The following is a 16,409-nucleotide window of genomic DNA, read 5'->3' as shown; positions in this document are numbered from 1 at the left end:
GACTATTGGAGGTGAAAGGTTTCGGGATTTTGCTGCGCCTGTATCGGACGCTTCGCGGGTGGACCCGTTCCTAAAGGGATCGCACGGGCCTTTAGTGCTATGCGGTAAAGGCCCGGTAGAGAGGGTGGTTCAGACCACTGCCAACGCCACTCGCTGCAAGTTGGTCAGGCTCACCTCACCCACACACACCAGGTTACGCAGCTTCTGTGCAATGACCTCGGCCCGGTGCCAGCTCAACCCGCCAATGCCGATTTCGATATCCAGCCAGTCATCCAGCTGGCTGACCTGCACGCTATGCGGGGTCAGGAACTGCAAGGCAAACAGGTTGAGCACCCGGCACAGGCTATCGGGCTCGGCCTCGGCCTGCAGGCGATAGTGCACGGTGCTGTGGGCGTTAGTAGCGGCCCAGGCGTCGGTACGGGGCTGTGCGTTCATGCTGGTCTCCGCAAATGAGGGAGAAATTCTTGCACGTTGGTGGCGGTATTTTTTCGCTATGATTGGGTTATTTCACCTTATTAGTGAATTCTTTTATTCAAAAAAATCTAATGTGGAGAATAAACAATGCACAGCGAGCTGGACGCCTACGACCGTCGCATCCTCGAAATGCTGCAGGAGGATGCTTCGCTGTCCAGTGCACAGATCGCCGAGCGCGTCGGGCTGTCGCAATCGCCGTGCTGGCGGCGCATTCAGCGCTTGAAGGAAGAGGGGGTGATTCGTGGGCAGGTGACCTTGCTGGACCGCAAGAAGGTCGGCCTGAACACGCAGATTTTCGCCGAAGTGAAACTGAACGCCCACGGGCGCTCCAACTTCACCGAGTTCACCGAGGCGATCCGCGGGTTCCCTGAGGTGCTGGAGTGTTATGTGCTGATGGGGGCTGTGGACTTTCTGCTGCGAATCGTCACGTCGGACATCGAGGCCTACGAGCGGTTCTTCTTCGAAAAACTGTCGAACGTGCCGGGGATTCAGGAAGTGAATTCGATTGTGGCGCTTTCCGAGATCAAGTCCACCACTAGCCTGCCACTATCGCGTTGAGGCCATTCGCGGGTAAACCCGCTCCTACACTGGCCCCACGCCTGGCGCGGATCGTATGTAGGAGCGGGTTTACCCGCGAAGCAGGCGGCGCGGTATCACGCCTTGAGCAGGTGCTTCCAGCCGCGGCTCTGGTCCACCGCCCGAGCCTGTTCGATACGCGCTTCCAGTACTTCATCGCTGATAGGCTGCTCGGCCAGCTCGTGCAGCTTTTTCAGGTCGCCGTACAAGCGGTCCATCTGCGGCGCTTCCAGCACCTGGCGGGCGTGGTGCAGCCAGGCTAGAAGCTGCTCGATACGTGGCAACTGCTCGGCCAGGTCTTCCGGGCGCTGGGTGTACAGCGGCAGCTTCAACGCGCGGCCTTCCTCGCCCAGCAGATGCCCCAGCCAGCTGGCCAGTTGCGCTTTGCCCTGGCGTTCGCCGCGGCCCTTGCGCTCTGCGGTCCAGGTACGGGCCGTCAGCCAGCGTGAGGTTTCCAGCGAGAACTGGCCCCAGCGTACGTCTTGCAGTTCTTCGGCAAACTGCTCGGGTGCGGCGCGACGGATGTCTTCGTCATCGTTGCCGGCCTGCACCAGCGGGCGCCAGTCTTCAAGCAAGGCATCAAGGCTGGTGCGCAGGTCGCGGGTGGTAGCGCGCGGTGCTGCCTGGCCCAGGCTGGCAGTGAGTGCGCGCAGCTCGCTCAGGCACTCGACCCAGTCCTGCAACAGGCGCCAGTGGCCGTTGTGGCGGTACTGCTCGGCCAGGCGCTGGCTGCTGGCCAGCAGCTGCCAGGCGAGGGCGGCATAGGCGTCGTCCAAGGCCATTTCGGCTTCCAACGCGGTGTGCGGCAGGTCCAGCTCGTAGCTGTCCGGTTCCAGCAGGCGGTAACCGCGCTCAGCCTTGCTGATGTCGCACGGCATCAGTGGCAGGCTGGCGGCCAGTTCTGCGGCCAGTTCCAGCAGGGCTTGCGGCTCACCTTCGCGCAGTTCCAGCTCCAGCTCGCAGATCTCTTCCTTGCGCTTGCCGGCGATCACGAAGCCTTGGTCCAGCGCGGCCTCGATCACCACCTTGCTCTTGCCACGGCCCCAGGCGATTTCAGCGTATTCACGGCTGAAATCGGTGGTGAACAGTGGCTTGATGGTTTTCTTGTCCAGGTTGGCCAGTTGCTCGGGCCAGCAGGTGGCGTCCAGCTTCTTCAGGTCGAGCTTGACCTTGTCCAGGTTCCATTCGTACTCGTTGCGCTCGGACAGGCCGGCCACGCTCTGGCCGCGGCACTTGAGGGTTTGAATGATCGCGTCGCCATCGCGGCGCAGGCGCAGGGCGACACGGGCGGCGGACAGTTCACGCTCGGGGGTGTCGAAGTACTGGTTAAGCAGTTCACGGGTCTGCCAGCCGGACTTGTTGCGCTTTTTCAGCAGAGGGTGCTCGCGCAGGGCGGCAAGGGTCTCGCGGCTGGCGCGGAGCTTCAGTTCGGTTTCTTTGTGCATCACAGACTCGAAAGAGGGGGCGTGGTTGGCGGAGAGTCTACAGCAGTCAGCCATCAACGGTTTATTCCAGACAGCGGATAGTCCTATGATGGGTAACGTTTCCGAGGAGTACGCGCATGCCGTTGCCGACGCTGAAAGACCAGTTTGCCGCCTTGATCGCCGCGCCTTCGGTCAGCTGTACCCAACCTGCGCTGGACCAGTCCAACCGCCAGGTTATCGACCTGCTGGCCGGTTGGCTCGGCGACCTGGGTTTCAAGTGCGATATCCAGCAGGTCAGCCCCGGCAAGTTCAACCTGCTGGCCAGCCGTGGCACCGGCCCGGGAGGGCTGGTGCTGGCCGGGCACAGCGATACCGTGCCCTATGACGAACAGCTGTGGGCCAGCGACCCGTTGAAGCTTACCGAGACCGATGGCCGCTGGGTCGGCCTGGGCAGCTGCGACATGAAGGGCTTCTTCGCCCTGGTCATCGAAGCGGTCATCCCGCTGCTGGAGCACGACTTCAAGGAGCCGCTGCTGATCCTTGCCACCTGCGACGAAGAAAGCTCCATGTCCGGCGCCCGTGCCCTGGCCGAGGCCGGCCAGCCTCTGGGCCGTGCAGCGATCATCGGTGAGCCTACCGGGCTGCGGCCGATCCGCATGCACAAGGGCATCCTCATGGACCGCATCGACATCCTCGGTCGCAGCGGCCATTCGTCGGACCCAAGCCTGGGGCGCAGCGCCATGGAGGCCATGCATGCGGTCATGGGCGAGCTGATGGGCCTGCGCCAGCAGTGGCAACAAACCTATAGCAACCCGCAATTCACCGTGCCGACCCCTACCATGAACTTCGGCTGCATCCACGGCGGCGACAACCCCAACCGTATCTGCGGCCAATGCGCCCTGGAGTTCGACCTGCGGCCACTGCCTGGCATGGACGTGGAGCAACTGCGCGCGGCCATTCGCGAAAAATTGCTGCCGGTTGCAGAGCGCCATGAGGTGCGCATCGACTATGCGCCGCTGTTCCCGGAGGTGCCGCCGTTCGAGCAGGCTGCCGATGTCGAACTGGTACAGGTCGCGGAGCGCCTGACCGGCCATCGCGCTGAAGCGGTGGCGTTCGGCACCGAAGCACCTTATCTTCAGCAACTGGGCTGCCAGACCATCGTGCTGGGCCCTGGCGACATTGCCTGTGCCCACCAGCCCGGCGAATACCTTGAAATGTCACGAATCGAGCCTACCGTGCGTCTATTGCGTGACCTGATCCGGCACTATTGCCTGCACTAAACGTCAATCGAACTGATTCGTTCCTGCATAGAGGAGACCGCGCGTGACCGCAAGCCTGTTCCGACGATGATCCTGAACGCCCCCTGCATCGCCGTTCTCCGTCCACTTATCCACAGGCTCTGTCATGCCCGATTACGTCAACTGGCTGCGTCATGCATCCCCCTATATCAATGCCCATCGCGACTGCACCTTCGTGGTCATGCTCCCTGGCGATGGGGTGGAACACCCTAATTTCGGCAACATCGTCCACGACCTGGTGCTGCTGCACAGCCTGGGCGTGCGCCTGGTGCTGGTGCATGGCTCGCGCCCGCAGATCGAAAGCCGGCTGGCTGATCGCGGGCTGACCCCGCACTACCACCGGGGCATGCGTATTACTGATGCGGCCACCCTGGACTGCGTGATCGATGCCGTCGGCGCCCTGCGCCTGGCCATTGAAGCGCGGCTGTCGATGGACATTGCCGCTTCGCCCATGCAGGGCTCGCGCCTGCGCGTGGCCTCCGGCAACCTGGTCACTGCGCGGCCGATCGGCGTGCTCGAAGGCGTAGACTACCACCACACTGGCGAAGTGCGCCGGGTCGACCGCAAGGGCATCAGCCGCCTGCTCGACGAGCGCTCCATCGTGCTGTTGTCGCCCTTGGGCTACTCGCCTACCGGGGAAATCTTCAACCTGGCCTGCGAAGACGTGGCTACCCGCGCGGCCATCGAACTGGGCGCCGACAAACTGCTGCTGTTCGGCGCCGAGCCGGGCCTGCTGGACGCCGACGGTAGGTTGGTGCGCGAACTGCGCCCGCAGCAGGTTGCCCCGCATCTGCAGCGTCTTGGCAGCGACTACCAGGGCGAACTGCTGGATGCTGCGGCCGAGGCCTGCAAAGGCGGCGTGGCGCGCAGCCATATCGTCAGCTATGCCGAGGACGGCGCGCTGCTCACCGAGCTGTTCACCCGTGGCGGTGGCGGTACGCTGGTGTCGCAGGAACAGTTCGAAGTGGTGCGCGAGGCAACTATCGAGGATGTGGGTGGCTTGCTGGAGTTGATCAGCCCGCTGGAAGAGCAGGGCATCCTGGTGCGCCGTTCGCGCGAAGTGCTGGAGCGAGAGATCGAGCAGTTCAGCGTGGTCGAGCGCGAGGGCATGATCATCGCCTGTGCGGCGCTGTACCCGATTGCCGATTCCGAGGCCGGCGAGCTGGCTTGCCTGGCGGTGAACCCGGAGTACCGCCATGGCGGGCGTGGGGACGAGCTGCTGGAACGGATCGAGAGCCGGGCACGGCAGATGGGCTTGAGTACTTTGTTCGTGCTGACTACACGCACGGCGCACTGGTTCCGCGAGCGCGGCTTTGCGCCGAGTGGCGTGGAGCGGCTGCCGGCGGCGCGGGCTTCGCTATACAACTACCAGCGCAATTCGAAGATTTTCGAGAAGCCCCTGTAAGCCTGGGCTCGCCCGCTCCCACAGGGTAATTTCGAGGGCTGAAGCCTGTGGCTTACCTGTGGGAGCGGGCGTGCCCGCGAAGCAGGCGACACCGGTCTCAAACAAAAAACGCCGCCCTTGAGGGGCGGCGTTTTTGTTTACACGGTATGCAGGTACCAGTTGTACTCGAGGTCGGAGATCGAGTGCTCGAACTCTTCCAGCTCGCTTTCCTTGCACGCGACAAAGATGTCGATGTACTTCGGATCGATGTACTTGTTCAGGATCTCGCTGTCGTCCAGCTCGCGCAGGGCATCGCGCAGGTTGTTCGGCAGGCTTTGCTCCAGCTGCTCGTACGAGTTGCCTTCGATCGGCTCGCCCGGCTCGACCTTGTTGGTCAGGCCATGGTGAACGCCCGCCAGCACCGCAGCCATCATCAGGTACGGGTTGGCGTCGGCACCGGCCACGCGGTGCTCGATGCGCACGGCGTCCGCAGAACCCGTTGGCACGCGCAGCGCCACGGTGCGGTTGTCCAGGCCCCAGCTTGGCGCGTTCGGCACGTAGAACTGCGCGCCAAAGCGGCGGTACGAGTTGACGTTCGGGCAAAGGAATGCCATGGACGCGGGCAGGGTCTCGAGCACACCGCCGACAGCGTGACGTAGCGCGGCGTTCTGCTCGGGATCCTCGCTGGTGAAGATGTTGTTGCCATCTTTGTCCAGCACGGAAATGTGCACGTGCAGGCCGTTGCCTGCCTGGCCCGGGTAGGGCTTGGCCATGAAGGTGGTGTCCATTTCATGGTCGTAGGCGATGTTCTTGATCAACCGCTTGAGCAGTACCGCGTAGTCGCAGGCCTTGAGCGGGTCGGCCACGTGGTGCAGGTTGACTTCGAACTGCGCCGGGGCGCTTTCCTTGACGATGGCATCGGCCGGGATGCCTTGTTCTTTCGCGCCTTCAAGGATGTCCTGCAGGCAGTCGGCATATTCGTCGAGGTCGTCGATCAGGTACACCTGGGTCGACTGCGGGCGCTTGCCCGAAATTGGCGAGCGTGGTGGCTGCGGGCGGCCGTTCACGTTCTCCTGGTCGATCAGGTAGAACTCCAGTTCGAATGCGGCGCAGATAGTCAGGCCCAGTTCGTCGAACTTGGTCACCACCTGACGCAGCACTTCGCGCGGGTCGGCGAAGAACGGCTCGCCTTCCAGTTCGTGCATGGTCATCAGCAGCTGGGCGGTGGGGCGCTTTTGCCACGGCTCGTTACAGAGCGTGTCGGGGATTGGATAGCAGATGCGGTCAGCATCGCCGATGTCCAGGCCCAGCCCGGTGCTTTCGACGGTGGAGCCGTTGATGTCCAGGGCGAAGAGGGAGGCCGGCAGGTTGATGCCTTTCTCGTAAACCTTGTGGAGGCTGGTGCGCTCAATGCGCTTGCCACGCACCACACCATTCATATCTGCAATCAGAAGGTCAACGTAGAGAACCTCAGGATGTTCCTTAAGGAACGCGTTCGCTTCGTTAAGCTGAACGGCACGCGGGGGTACCGACATGATGCAACACCTTTGTTGTTAAAAATATCAATCAAGGGGGGCTTGCAAGACCAGTCAATCGAAAAGCCATACTGATGTCAAGCCAACCCCATGATGCCCTGAAATGGCACATCTACGGCAGATTTGCTGCATATCGGGGCAAACCATTATCCGCTATTTCCTGCGTAAAGGGCTATCTCCGGTGCGCCGTGTTTTATTTTTTACGGAGGTGTTGTGTAAAAAAATGAACAAGGCTAAGCTCGGTCTCAACCCAGAACACAATAATACGAGGGTCACATGGTCCGCTTGCCGCGACCTGAAAGCACTGCCTGCGCAGTGCCAACAGGCACTTCCGTCATTTTTGCAAGCTTCGTCAATGGCGTGGTCGCCCTGGCCGCAATAATTGACGTTTCGCGTTCCCGGACCGGTCCTCGCAGCGGCTTGCCGCCCTTCGCTTCGTCTTCCTGCCTTTTGAACTCATTACGGACACAGCTGATTTCAGTGTATCCACTGTGGCTCTGCGCGTGGGTTTTTGCTTTAGCAATCTACTCCATCCAGAATCAAGTCGTGGACCACCTTACCTCCTGAGGTATTTATGAGTAACAACCTCGACCAGCTCACCGATTGGTTGAAAGAGCACAAGATTACCGAAGTCGAATGCATGATCAGCGACCTGACCGGCATCACGCGCGGCAAGATTTCGCCAACCAACAAATTCATCGCCGAAAAAGGCATGCGGCTGCCCGAGAGCGTGCTGCTGCAGACCGTGACCGGTGACTACGTCGACGACGACATCTATTACGAACTGCTTGACCCGGCAGACATCGACATGATCTGCCGTCCTGACGAGAACGCCGTGTTCCTCGTGCCGTGGGCTATCGAGCCGACCGCACAGGTCATCCACGACACCTACGACAAGAAGGGCAACCCGGTCGAACTGTCGCCGCGCAACGTGCTGAAAAAAGTGCTCAAGCTCTACGCCGACAAGGGCTGGCAGCCGATCGTCGCCCCCGAGATGGAGTTCTACCTGACCAAGCGCAGCGAGGACCCGGACTTTCCGTTGCAGCCCCCGGTCGGCCGTTCAGGCCGCCCGGAAACCGGCCGTCAGTCGTTCTCGATCGAAGCTGCCAACGAATTCGACCCGCTGTTCGAAGATGTCTACGACTGGTGCGAGCTGCAGCAACTGGACCTCGACACGCTGATCCACGAAGACGGCACGGCGCAGATGGAAATCAACTTCCGTCACGGCGACGCCCTGCACCTGGCCGACCAGATCCTGGTGTTCAAGCGCACCATGCGCGAGGCGGCGCTCAAGCACAACGTGGCCGCCACCTTCATGGCCAAACCGATGACCGGCGAGCCGGGCAGTGCCATGCATCTTCACCAGAGCGTGGTCGACGTGGCGACCGGCAAGAACATCTTCAGCAATGAAGACGGCAGCATGAGCGAGCTGTTCCTCAACCACATCGGCGGCCTGCAGAAGTTCATCCCCGAGGCGCTGCCGCTGTTCGCGCCCAACGTCAACTCGTTCCGCCGCTTCCTGCCCGACACCTCGGCGCCGGTGAACGTGGAGTGGGGCGAAGAAAACCGCACCGTCGGCCTGCGCGTACCGGATGCCGGCCCGCAAAGCCGGCGCGTCGAAAACCGCCTGCCGGGCGCCGACGCCAACCCTTACCTGGCCATCGCCGCCAGCCTGCTGTGTGGCTACATCGGCATGGTCGAAGGTATCGAGGCCAGCGCGCCAGTGCAGGGCCGTGGTTACGAACGCCGCAACCTGCGCCTGCCCCTGACCATCGAAGACGCCCTGGAACGTATGGAAAACAGCCGTGCGCTGGTGCAGTACCTGGGCAAGAAATTCATTACCGGATATGTCGCCACCAAGCGCGCCGAGCACGAAAACTTCAAGCGCGTCATCAGTTCCTGGGAGCGTGAGTTCCTGCTGTTCGCTGTCTGATCAACCCTGGTGCCGCAGGAGCGCGGCGGTCCAATAACGGAGAAGCACATGAGCGTCAACAACCCGCAAACCCGTGAATGGCAAACCCTGAGCGGGGAGCATCACCTCGCACCCTTCAGTGACTACAAGCAACTGAAGGAGAAGGGGCCGCGCATCATCACCAAGGCCCAGGGTGTGCATTTGTGGGATAGCGAGGGGCACAAGATCCTCGACGGCATGGCCGGTCTATGGTGCGTGGCGGTCGGCTACGGCCGTGAAGAGCTGGTGCAGGCGGCAGAAAAACAGATGCGCGAGCTGCCGTACTACAACCTGTTCTTCCAGACCGCTCACCCGCCGGCGCTCGAGCTGGCCAAAGCGATCACCGACGTGGCGCCGAAAGGTATGACCCATGTGTTCTTCACCGGCTCCGGCTCCGAAGGCAACGACACTGTGCTGCGCATGGTGCGTCACTACTGGGCGCTGAAGGGCAAACCGCACAAGCAGACCATCATCGGCCGTATCAACGGTTACCACGGCTCCACCTTCGCCGGTGCTTGCCTGGGTGGCATGAGCGGCATGCACGAGCAGGGTGGCTTGCCGATCCCGGGCATCGTACACATCCCTCAGCCTTACTGGTTCGGCGAGGGCGGCGACATGACCCCTGACGAATTCGGTGTCTGGGCTGCCGAGCAGCTGGAGAAGAAGATCCTCGAAGTCGGCGAAGACAACGTCGCTGCCTTCATCGCCGAGCCGATCCAGGGCGCAGGTGGCGTGATCATCCCGCCGGAAACCTACTGGCCGAAGGTGAAGGAGATCCTCGCCAAGTACGACATCCTGTTCGTCGCCGACGAGGTGATCTGCGGCTTCGGCCGTACCGGCGAGTGGTTCGGCTCTGACTACTACGACCTCAAGCCCGACCTGATGACCATCGCGAAAGGCCTGACCTCTGGTTACATCCCCATGGGCGGTGTGATCGTGCGTGACACCGTGGCCAAGGTGATCAGCGAAGGCGGCGACTTCAACCACGGTTTCACCTACTCCGGCCACCCGGTGGCGGCCGCGGTGGGCCTGGAAAACCTGCGCATCCTGCGTGACGAGAAAATTGTCGAGAAGGCGCGCACGGATACGGCACCGTATTTGCAAAAGCGTTTGCGCGAGCTGCAGGACCATCCTCTGGTGGGTGAAGTGCGCGGCCTGGGCATGCTGGGTGCGATCGAGCTGGTCAAGGACAAGGCCACCCGCAGCCGTTACGAAGGCAAAGGCGTGGGCATGATCTGTCGCACCTTCTGCTTCGAGAACGGCCTGATCATGCGTGCGGTGGGTGACACCATGATCATCGCGCCGCCGCTGGTAATCAGCCATGCGGAGATCGACGAACTGGTGGAAAAGGCACGCAAGTGCCTGGATCTTACCCTTGAGGCGATTCGATAAGCGTTTGCTAGGCTAGCGTTGTGACATTAAGCCGTTACATGGCCCTGCTTTCCTTGATACAGGGCCTTGTAACTTGCCAGACTAGCGGCTGTTTCAGTCGCCGCGCGCTCTGCACCGTGGGTTCTGGCTGCTGGACAGTTGCTAAATAAAAATTCTGGAGCATTACGCATGAATAAAATGGGCAAAACGTTGCTGGCCGCCGCCCTGATGGGCGCCATGGCCTCCGCTGTTCAGGCTGAAGACAAAGTGTTGAACGTCTATAACTGGTCGGACTACATCGCTCCGGACACCATCGCCAAGTTCGAGAAGCAGACGGGTATCAAGGTCAAGTACGACGTCTTCGACAGCAACGAAACCCTGGAAGCCAAGCTGCTGGCAGGCAAGTCGGGCTATGACATCGTCGTGCCGTCGAACAACTTCCTGGCCAAGCAGATCAAGGCGGGTGTGTACGAGGAACTGGACCGTTCGAAACTGCCGAACTGGAAAAATCTCGACCCCGACCTGCTCAAGGCCGTTGGCGATGCCAGCGACAAGGGCAACAAGCATGCCTTCCCTTATATGTGGGGCTCGATCGGCATCGGCTACAACCCGGAGAAGGTCAAGGCTGCGCTGGGCGTGGACAAGATCGATTCGTGGGACGTGGTGTTCAAGCCTGAGAACATCGCCAAGCTCAAGAGCTGCGGCGTGAGTTTCCTTGACGCCCCGACCGAAATGCTCCCGGCTGCGCTGCACTACCTCGGCAAGCCGACCGACAGCACCAAGAAAGAAGACCTGAAGGCCGCCGAAGACCTGTTCCTCAAGATCCGTCCTTCGATCACCTACTTCCACTCGTCCAAGTACATTGGCGACATGGCCAACGGCAACATCTGTGTAGCCGTCGGTTACTCGGGTGACCTGGAGCAGTCCAAGGCCCGTGCCCATGAAGCGGGCGACAAGGTAAAAGTGGACTACGTCATTCCGAAGGAAGGTGCCGGTACCTTCTACGACATGGTCGCCATCCCGAAAGATGCCGAGCATAAAGACGCTGCCTACCAGTTCATGAATTTCCTGATGCAGCCGGAAATCATGGCTGAAATCACCAATGCCGTGCGCTTCCCGAACGGGAACGCTGCTGCCACCCAGTTCGTGGACAAAGACATCACCAGCGACCCGAGCATCTACCCGCCTGCCGAAGTGAAGAAGCAGCTGTACGCGATCGCTGCGCCTGACGCTTCTGTGCAGCGAGTGATCACCCGCAGCTGGACGAAGATCAAGTCGGGCAAGTAAGCCTGATGCGACAGCTCTGGGCCGGGTTTCCTGGCCCAGAGCCATTGAAAGGTAATTGATGATTGCGGCATCGAAGCTGCGAAGTTAAGTTGCGCGCCGGTTTTGCGTGTGCGGCAGCATTGTCGCTACCCAGGCACTGATTGTGAGGACCCCCACTTGTCTATTTCTGTATTCCGCAAGGCCTTGATGGCTGGCGCGGGCCTGACGCTGGCATGCAGCGTCCAAGCGGCGCCGACGGTGCACTTCTATAACTGGTCCGACTACATCGGCCCTAACACACTCGCGGACTTCGAGAGCGCCACGGGCATCAAGCCTGTGCAAGACGTGTTCGACTCCAATGAAACCCTGGAAGGCAAGCTGCTGGCCGGTAACACCGGTTATGACGTGGTGGTGCCGTCCAACCATTTCCTCGGCAAGCAGATCAAGGCGGGCGCGTTCCAGAAGCTCGACAAGAACCTGCTGCCCAATTATTCCAACCTCGACCCGGCGCTGATGAAGCGCCTGGAAAAGAACGACCCGGGTAACCAGTACGCGGTGCCTTATCTGTGGGGCACCAACGGCATCGGTTACAACGTCGACAAGGTCAAGGCTGCGCTGGGCGTGGATACCATCGACTCCTGGGCCGTGCTGTTCGAGCCCGAAAACATGAAGAAGCTCTCCAAGTGCGGTGTGGCCTTCCTCGACTCGGCGGACGAAATGCTGCCAGCGGTGCTCAACTACATGGGCCTCAACCCGAACAGCACCGACCCCAAGGATTACGCCAAGGCCGAGCAGAAGCTGCTGGCGGTGCGCCCGTACGTGACCTACTTCCACTCGTCCAAGTACATCAGCGACCTGGCCAACGGCGATATCTGCGTCGCGGCAGGTTTCTCGGGTGATGTGTTCCAGGCCAAGGCTCGCGCTGAAGAAGCGAAGAAGGGCGTGAACCTGGCCTACGCCATTCCCAAGGAAGGCGGCAACCTCTGGTTCGACGTGCTGGCGATCCCCAAGGACGCCAAGAACGTCAAAGAGGCGCATGCCTTCATCAACTATTTGCTGAAACCTGAGGTTATCGCCCAGGTCAGTGATTACGTCGGTTACGCCAACCCGAACCCCAAGGCTGGCGACCTGATGGACCAGGCCGTGAGGACTGACGCTGCGGTTTACCCACCGCAGGAAGTGCTGAACAAGATGTTCGTGAACTCAGAGTTGCCACCCAAGGTGCAACGGCTGATGACCCGTAGCTGGACCAAGGTCAAGTCGGGCAAGTAAAAAATCCAGACCCGCGGCGGCCTTTGCAGGTCTGGCCGCGCGGGCACAAAAATCTTGTTGGGAGTTTCACTCATGGCAGTTGCCTCCGGTGCCTATAAAAAAGCCCTCGAGGGTGACCAGCAACCCAAGCAGGTGCTGGTCAAGATCGACCGGGTCACGAAAAAGTTCGACGAAACGGTAGCCGTGGACGATGTGTCCCTGGAAATTCGCAAGGGTGAGATCTTCGCCTTGCTGGGTGGCTCCGGTTCCGGCAAGTCTACCTTGCTGCGCATGCTGGCCGGCTTCGAGCGCCCTAGCGAAGGGCGGATCTTCCTCGATGGCGTCGACATCACCGATATGCCGCCCTACGAGCGGCCGATCAACATGATGTTCCAGTCCTACGCGTTGTTCCCGCACATGACCGTGGCGCAGAACATCGCCTTCGGCCTGCAGCAGGACAAGCTGCCCAAGGCCGAGATTGATGCGCGCGTGGCCGAGATGCTCAAGCTGGTGCACATGACCCAGTACGCCAAGCGCAAGCCGCACCAGTTGTCGGGCGGCCAGCGTCAGCGTGTGGCGTTGGCCCGCTCGCTGGCCAAGCGCCCCAAGCTGCTGCTGCTCGACGAGCCGATGGGTGCACTGGACAAGAAACTGCGTTCGCAGATGCAGCTGGAGCTGGTCGAGATCATCGAGCGCGTGGGTGTGACCTGCGTGATGGTGACCCACGACCAGGAAGAGGCCATGACCATGGCCCAGCGCATCGCCATCATGCACCTGGGCTGGATCGCCCAGATCGGCTCGCCAGTGGACATCTACGAGACACCTACCAGCCGCCTGGTGTGCGAGTTCATCGGTAACGTCAACCTGTTCGAAGGTGACGTGGTCGATGACGCCGAAGGCTACGCGATCATTGCCAGCCCGGAGCTGGAGCGCAAGATCTACGTGGGCCACGGCATCACCACTTCGGTTGAAGACAAGCACATCACCTACGCCCTGCGCCCGGAGAAACTGCTGGTAACCACCAAGCAGCCCGAGTTCGAGCACAACTGGTCGCGCGGCAAGGTGCACGATATCGCCTACCTGGGTGGCCACTCGGTGTTCTATGTGGAGCTGCCGAGCGGCAAGGTCGTCCAGTCGTTCGTCGCCAACGCCGAGCGCCAGGGTGCTCGTCCTACCTGGGGCGATGAAGTGTACGTGTGGTGGGAAGACGACAGCGGCGTGGTACTGCGGTCATGAAACTGCGCAAGCTCAAGCGAGCCTTCCAGCGTCTGGTCCCGGAGGGGCGGCATCTGGTGATCGGCGTGCCGTTCATCTGGCTGTTCCTGTTCTTCATGCTGCCGTTCTTCATCGTCCTGAAGATCAGTTTTGCCGAAGCTGATGTGGCAATTCCGCCTTATACCGAGATCTACACCTACGTCGAAGACAAGATCCAGCTGGTCCTCAACCTGGCCAACTACGGGCTGTTGACCGAGGATGATCTGTATCTCGCGGCCTATCTGGGTTCGTTGAAGATGGCGTTCTTCAGCACCCTGCTGTGCCTGCTGATCGGCTTCCCGATGGCCTACGCCATCGCCAACGCCAAGAAGGAGACCCAGACGGTCCTGCTGTTGCTGATCATGATGCCAACCTGGACCGCGATCCTGATCCGCGTCTATGCCTGGATGGGTATCCTCAGCAACAATGGCCTGCTCAACGGTTTCCTGCTGTGGACCGGGTTGATCGACCAGCCGTTGCAAATCCTCAACACCAACCTGGCGGTGTACATCGGCGTGGTCTATTCGTACCTGCCGTTCATGATCCTGCCGCTGTTCGCCAACCTTGTGAAGCATGACCCGAGCCTGCTCGAAGCTGCATCCGACCTGGGTTCGAGCACCTTCAACAGCTTCTGGAAGATCACGGTACCGTTGTCGAAAAACGGCATCATCGCCGGCTGCATGCTGGTGTTCATTCCGGTGGTGGGCGAGTTCGTGATCCCGGAACTGCTGGGCGGCCCGGAAACCCTGATGATCGGTAAAGTGCTGTGGCAGGAGTTCTTCAACAACCGTGACTGGCCGGTAGCATCCGCCCTGGCGGTGGTAATGCTGGCGATCCTGATCGTGCCGATCCTGCTGTTCAACCGTAGCCAGGCCAAAGAGATGGAGGGCCGCGCATGAAACGCTTCAGTTTCTCCAAGCTGATGCTGGTGCTCGGCTTGCTGTTCATCTACCTGCCGATGCTGATCCTGGTGATCTACTCGTTCAACGCCTCCAAGCTGGTGACGGTGTGGGGGGGCTGGTCGATCAAGTGGTACGTCGGCCTGCTCGACAACACCCAGCTGATGGGTTCGGTGATGCGCTCGCTGGAAATCGCCTGCTACACGGCGGTGGCAGCGGTGGCGCTGGGTACCCTGGCAGCCTTCGTGCTGACCCGCGTCACCCGCTTCAAGGGCCGCACGCTGTTCGGTGGCCTGGTCACTGCGCCGCTGGTAATGCCCGAGGTGATCACCGGTCTGTCGCTGTTGCTGCTGTTCGTGGCCATGGCGCAGTCGATCGGCTGGCCCCAGGAGCGTGGTGTCGTCACCATCTGGATTGCCCACACTACGTTCTGTGCGGCGTACGTCGCGGTGGTGGTGTCGGCTCGCCTGCGTGAGCTGGACCTGTCGATCGAGGAAGCGGCGATGGACCTGGGTGCCAAGCCGTGGAAGGTGTTCTTCCTGATCACCATCCCGATGATCGCACCGTCGCTGGCGGCGGGCGGCATGATGTCGTTCGCCCTGTCGCTGGACGATCTGGTACTGGCCAGCTTCGTCTCCGGGCCTGGCTCGACCACCTTGCCGATGGAAGTGTTCTCGGCGGTGCGCCTGGGCGTGAAACCGGAGATCAACGCCGTGGCCAGCCTGATATTGCTGTCGGTATCGCTGGTGACCTTCTTCGTCTGGTACTTCAGCCGCCAGGCCGAAGAGCGTCGTCGCAAGGCGATTCAGCAGGCGATCGAAGAGGGTGCTGCGGCCAACGCTTCGCAGCCGCAGGTCAAGCGCTCGGCGCAGGTGGCTGCATCGGCCTGAGCCGGCCCTTTCGCGGGCACGCCCGCTCCCACAGTCGTAGTGCACAACCTTTAAAATGTGCGCGGTCGCTGTGGGAGCGGGTTTACCCGCGAATTCCCCCAGCACACATTCAAAGCCAGACTGCATCCCAGTGTGGATAGTCCCTGACACTTCCTGCCAAGCCGGCCCGCAACGGGTTGGCAACTATGTATCTGGCGACATGCACTATGCTTTCCTCCCTTCTCATTGCCCGGTCCTGATATCCAGGCTGCCATACCGGATGATGCTCAACCCCTGCCTGATGTAACGCGAGACTGGACCTGGACTTGAACCTGCGCATCAAGGTATCCAGCGTTGCTCCTTTCAATTCGATCAGCCAATGCAGATGGTCGGGCATCAACACCCAGGCCAGTGAACGGCAGGCTTGGTCGTGATCGGATTACCGCAATTGATGAATGACCAAGCGGGCATGGTGGAATTCATCGAATAGCGGCTTGCGCTGATGGGTAATGGTGGTCAGCAGATAGAGTCTGCCGAGCTCTGAATAGCGACCACGACGAAGCAGGTGGGATTGAGCTCTGGGCATCAGGTTCTTCCTTGCAAACAGATGACCTCCCAAAGGTAGTAACTGTGATGCCGGCGCAATGAAGTGGATGGTTTCTGGATATGGCAGAGGTTATATGTACCTGTACCGGCCCATTCGCGGGTGAACCCGCTCCCACAGGTACTGTACAGAATTCAGCATAGGCACGATCTCTGTGGGAGCGGGTTCACCCGCGAAGAGGCCCGCACCGGCTGTGAAAATGCCGGAATGATCCCCGCCAGTGATGTTTATCGAACCCTGAACTACGCTCACA

General features: G+C 60.8%; 13 protein-coding genes and 1 pseudogene. 10 read left to right on the top strand and 4 right to left on the bottom strand.

Annotated features, from left to right (window positions below):
* Nucleotides 1–129: 129 nt before the first annotated feature.
* On the bottom strand, nucleotides 130–435 hold the full coding sequence (locus ACF8EA_RS07715) for a hypothetical protein (protein ID WP_176682816.1): 306 nt from the start codon (nucleotides 433–435) through the stop codon (nucleotides 130–132).
* A gap of 126 nt (nucleotides 436–561) precedes the next feature.
* Between ACF8EA_RS07715 and ACF8EA_RS07710 the strand changes: the two genes are divergently transcribed.
* Nucleotides 562–1,032: an Lrp/AsnC family transcriptional regulator gene (locus tag ACF8EA_RS07710; RefSeq protein ID WP_392521434.1), complete on the top strand. Its 471-nt coding sequence runs from the start codon at nucleotides 562–564 to the stop codon at nucleotides 1,030–1,032.
* 95 nt (nucleotides 1,033–1,127) lie between these two features.
* Here ACF8EA_RS07710 and ACF8EA_RS07705 read toward each other — a convergent pair whose 3' ends face one another.
* A complete protein-coding gene (locus ACF8EA_RS07705) occupies nucleotides 1,128–2,495 on the bottom strand; it encodes an inorganic triphosphatase (RefSeq protein WP_101196387.1) in 1,368 nt (455 codons plus the stop codon).
* Between the two features lie 116 nt (nucleotides 2,496–2,611).
* On the opposite strand from ACF8EA_RS07705, the gene argE reads away from it, so the two are divergent.
* Nucleotides 2,612–3,754, top strand: a complete 1,143-nt coding sequence (gene argE / locus ACF8EA_RS07700; protein WP_021783547.1) for an acetylornithine deacetylase — start codon at nucleotides 2,612–2,614, stop codon at nucleotides 3,752–3,754.
* A 124-nt stretch (nucleotides 3,755–3,878) separates the two neighbouring features.
* Nucleotides 3,879–5,177: an amino-acid N-acetyltransferase gene (gene argA / locus ACF8EA_RS07695; protein ID WP_003253723.1), complete on the top strand. Its 1,299-nt coding sequence runs from the start codon at nucleotides 3,879–3,881 to the stop codon at nucleotides 5,175–5,177.
* Nucleotides 5,178–5,314: 137 nt separating this feature from the next.
* Here the strand turns inward: argA and ACF8EA_RS07690 are convergent, their stop codons facing one another.
* A complete protein-coding gene (locus ACF8EA_RS07690) occupies nucleotides 5,315–6,691 on the bottom strand; it encodes a glutamine synthetase family protein (RefSeq protein WP_021783548.1) in 1,377 nt (458 codons plus the stop codon).
* A 574-nt stretch (nucleotides 6,692–7,265) separates the two neighbouring features.
* On the opposite strand from ACF8EA_RS07690, the gene ACF8EA_RS07685 reads away from it, so the two are divergent.
* The 7 genes from ACF8EA_RS07685 (at nucleotide 7,266) to ACF8EA_RS07655 (ending at nucleotide 15,573) form a co-directional block, all read left to right on the top strand.
* Nucleotides 7,266–8,624, top strand: a complete 1,359-nt coding sequence (locus ACF8EA_RS07685; RefSeq protein ID WP_003253727.1) for a glutamine synthetase family protein — start codon at nucleotides 7,266–7,268, stop codon at nucleotides 8,622–8,624.
* Between the two features lie 48 nt (nucleotides 8,625–8,672).
* Nucleotides 8,673–10,034, top strand: coding sequence for an aspartate aminotransferase family protein (locus ACF8EA_RS07680; protein ID WP_084850175.1), 1,362 nt, complete (start codon nucleotides 8,673–8,675; stop codon nucleotides 10,032–10,034).
* A gap of 168 nt (nucleotides 10,035–10,202) precedes the next feature.
* Nucleotides 10,203–11,300: a polyamine ABC transporter substrate-binding protein gene (locus ACF8EA_RS07675; RefSeq protein ID WP_209969265.1), complete on the top strand. Its 1,098-nt coding sequence runs from the start codon at nucleotides 10,203–10,205 to the stop codon at nucleotides 11,298–11,300.
* Between the two features lie 156 nt (nucleotides 11,301–11,456).
* Nucleotides 11,457–12,551 carry a polyamine ABC transporter substrate-binding protein gene (locus tag ACF8EA_RS07670; protein WP_021783551.1) on the top strand — a complete coding sequence of 365 codons (1,095 nt, stop codon included), beginning with the start codon at nucleotides 11,457–11,459 and terminating at the stop codon, nucleotides 12,549–12,551.
* A gap of 72 nt (nucleotides 12,552–12,623) precedes the next feature.
* Nucleotides 12,624–13,766, top strand: a complete 1,143-nt coding sequence (gene potA, locus ACF8EA_RS07665; RefSeq protein WP_021783552.1) for a polyamine ABC transporter ATP-binding protein — start codon at nucleotides 12,624–12,626, stop codon at nucleotides 13,764–13,766.
* On the top strand, nucleotides 13,763–14,683 hold the full coding sequence (locus ACF8EA_RS07660) for an ABC transporter permease subunit (RefSeq protein WP_021783553.1): 921 nt from the start codon (nucleotides 13,763–13,765) through the stop codon (nucleotides 14,681–14,683). Before potA ends, ACF8EA_RS07660 begins: the two co-directional genes overlap by 4 nt.
* A complete protein-coding gene (locus tag ACF8EA_RS07655; protein WP_021783554.1) occupies nucleotides 14,680–15,573 on the top strand; it encodes an ABC transporter permease subunit in 894 nt (297 codons plus the stop codon). Before ACF8EA_RS07660 ends, ACF8EA_RS07655 begins: the two co-directional genes overlap by 4 nt.
* Nucleotides 15,574–15,682: 109 nt before the next feature.
* On the opposite strand, the pseudogene ACF8EA_RS07650 reads toward ACF8EA_RS07655, so the two are convergent.
* Nucleotides 15,683–16,138 (bottom strand): annotated as a pseudogene (locus ACF8EA_RS07650) (transposase).
* Nucleotides 16,139–16,409: the final 271 nt, after the last annotated feature.

The organism is Pseudomonas sp. YQ_5 (assembly GCF_043103305.1).
Classification (GTDB): Bacteria; Pseudomonadota; Gammaproteobacteria; order Pseudomonadales; family Pseudomonadaceae; genus Aquipseudomonas; species Aquipseudomonas putida_Y.
Note: the sequence above shows the minus strand (reverse complement) of the source record. Positions and strands in the feature narration are given on the sequence as shown.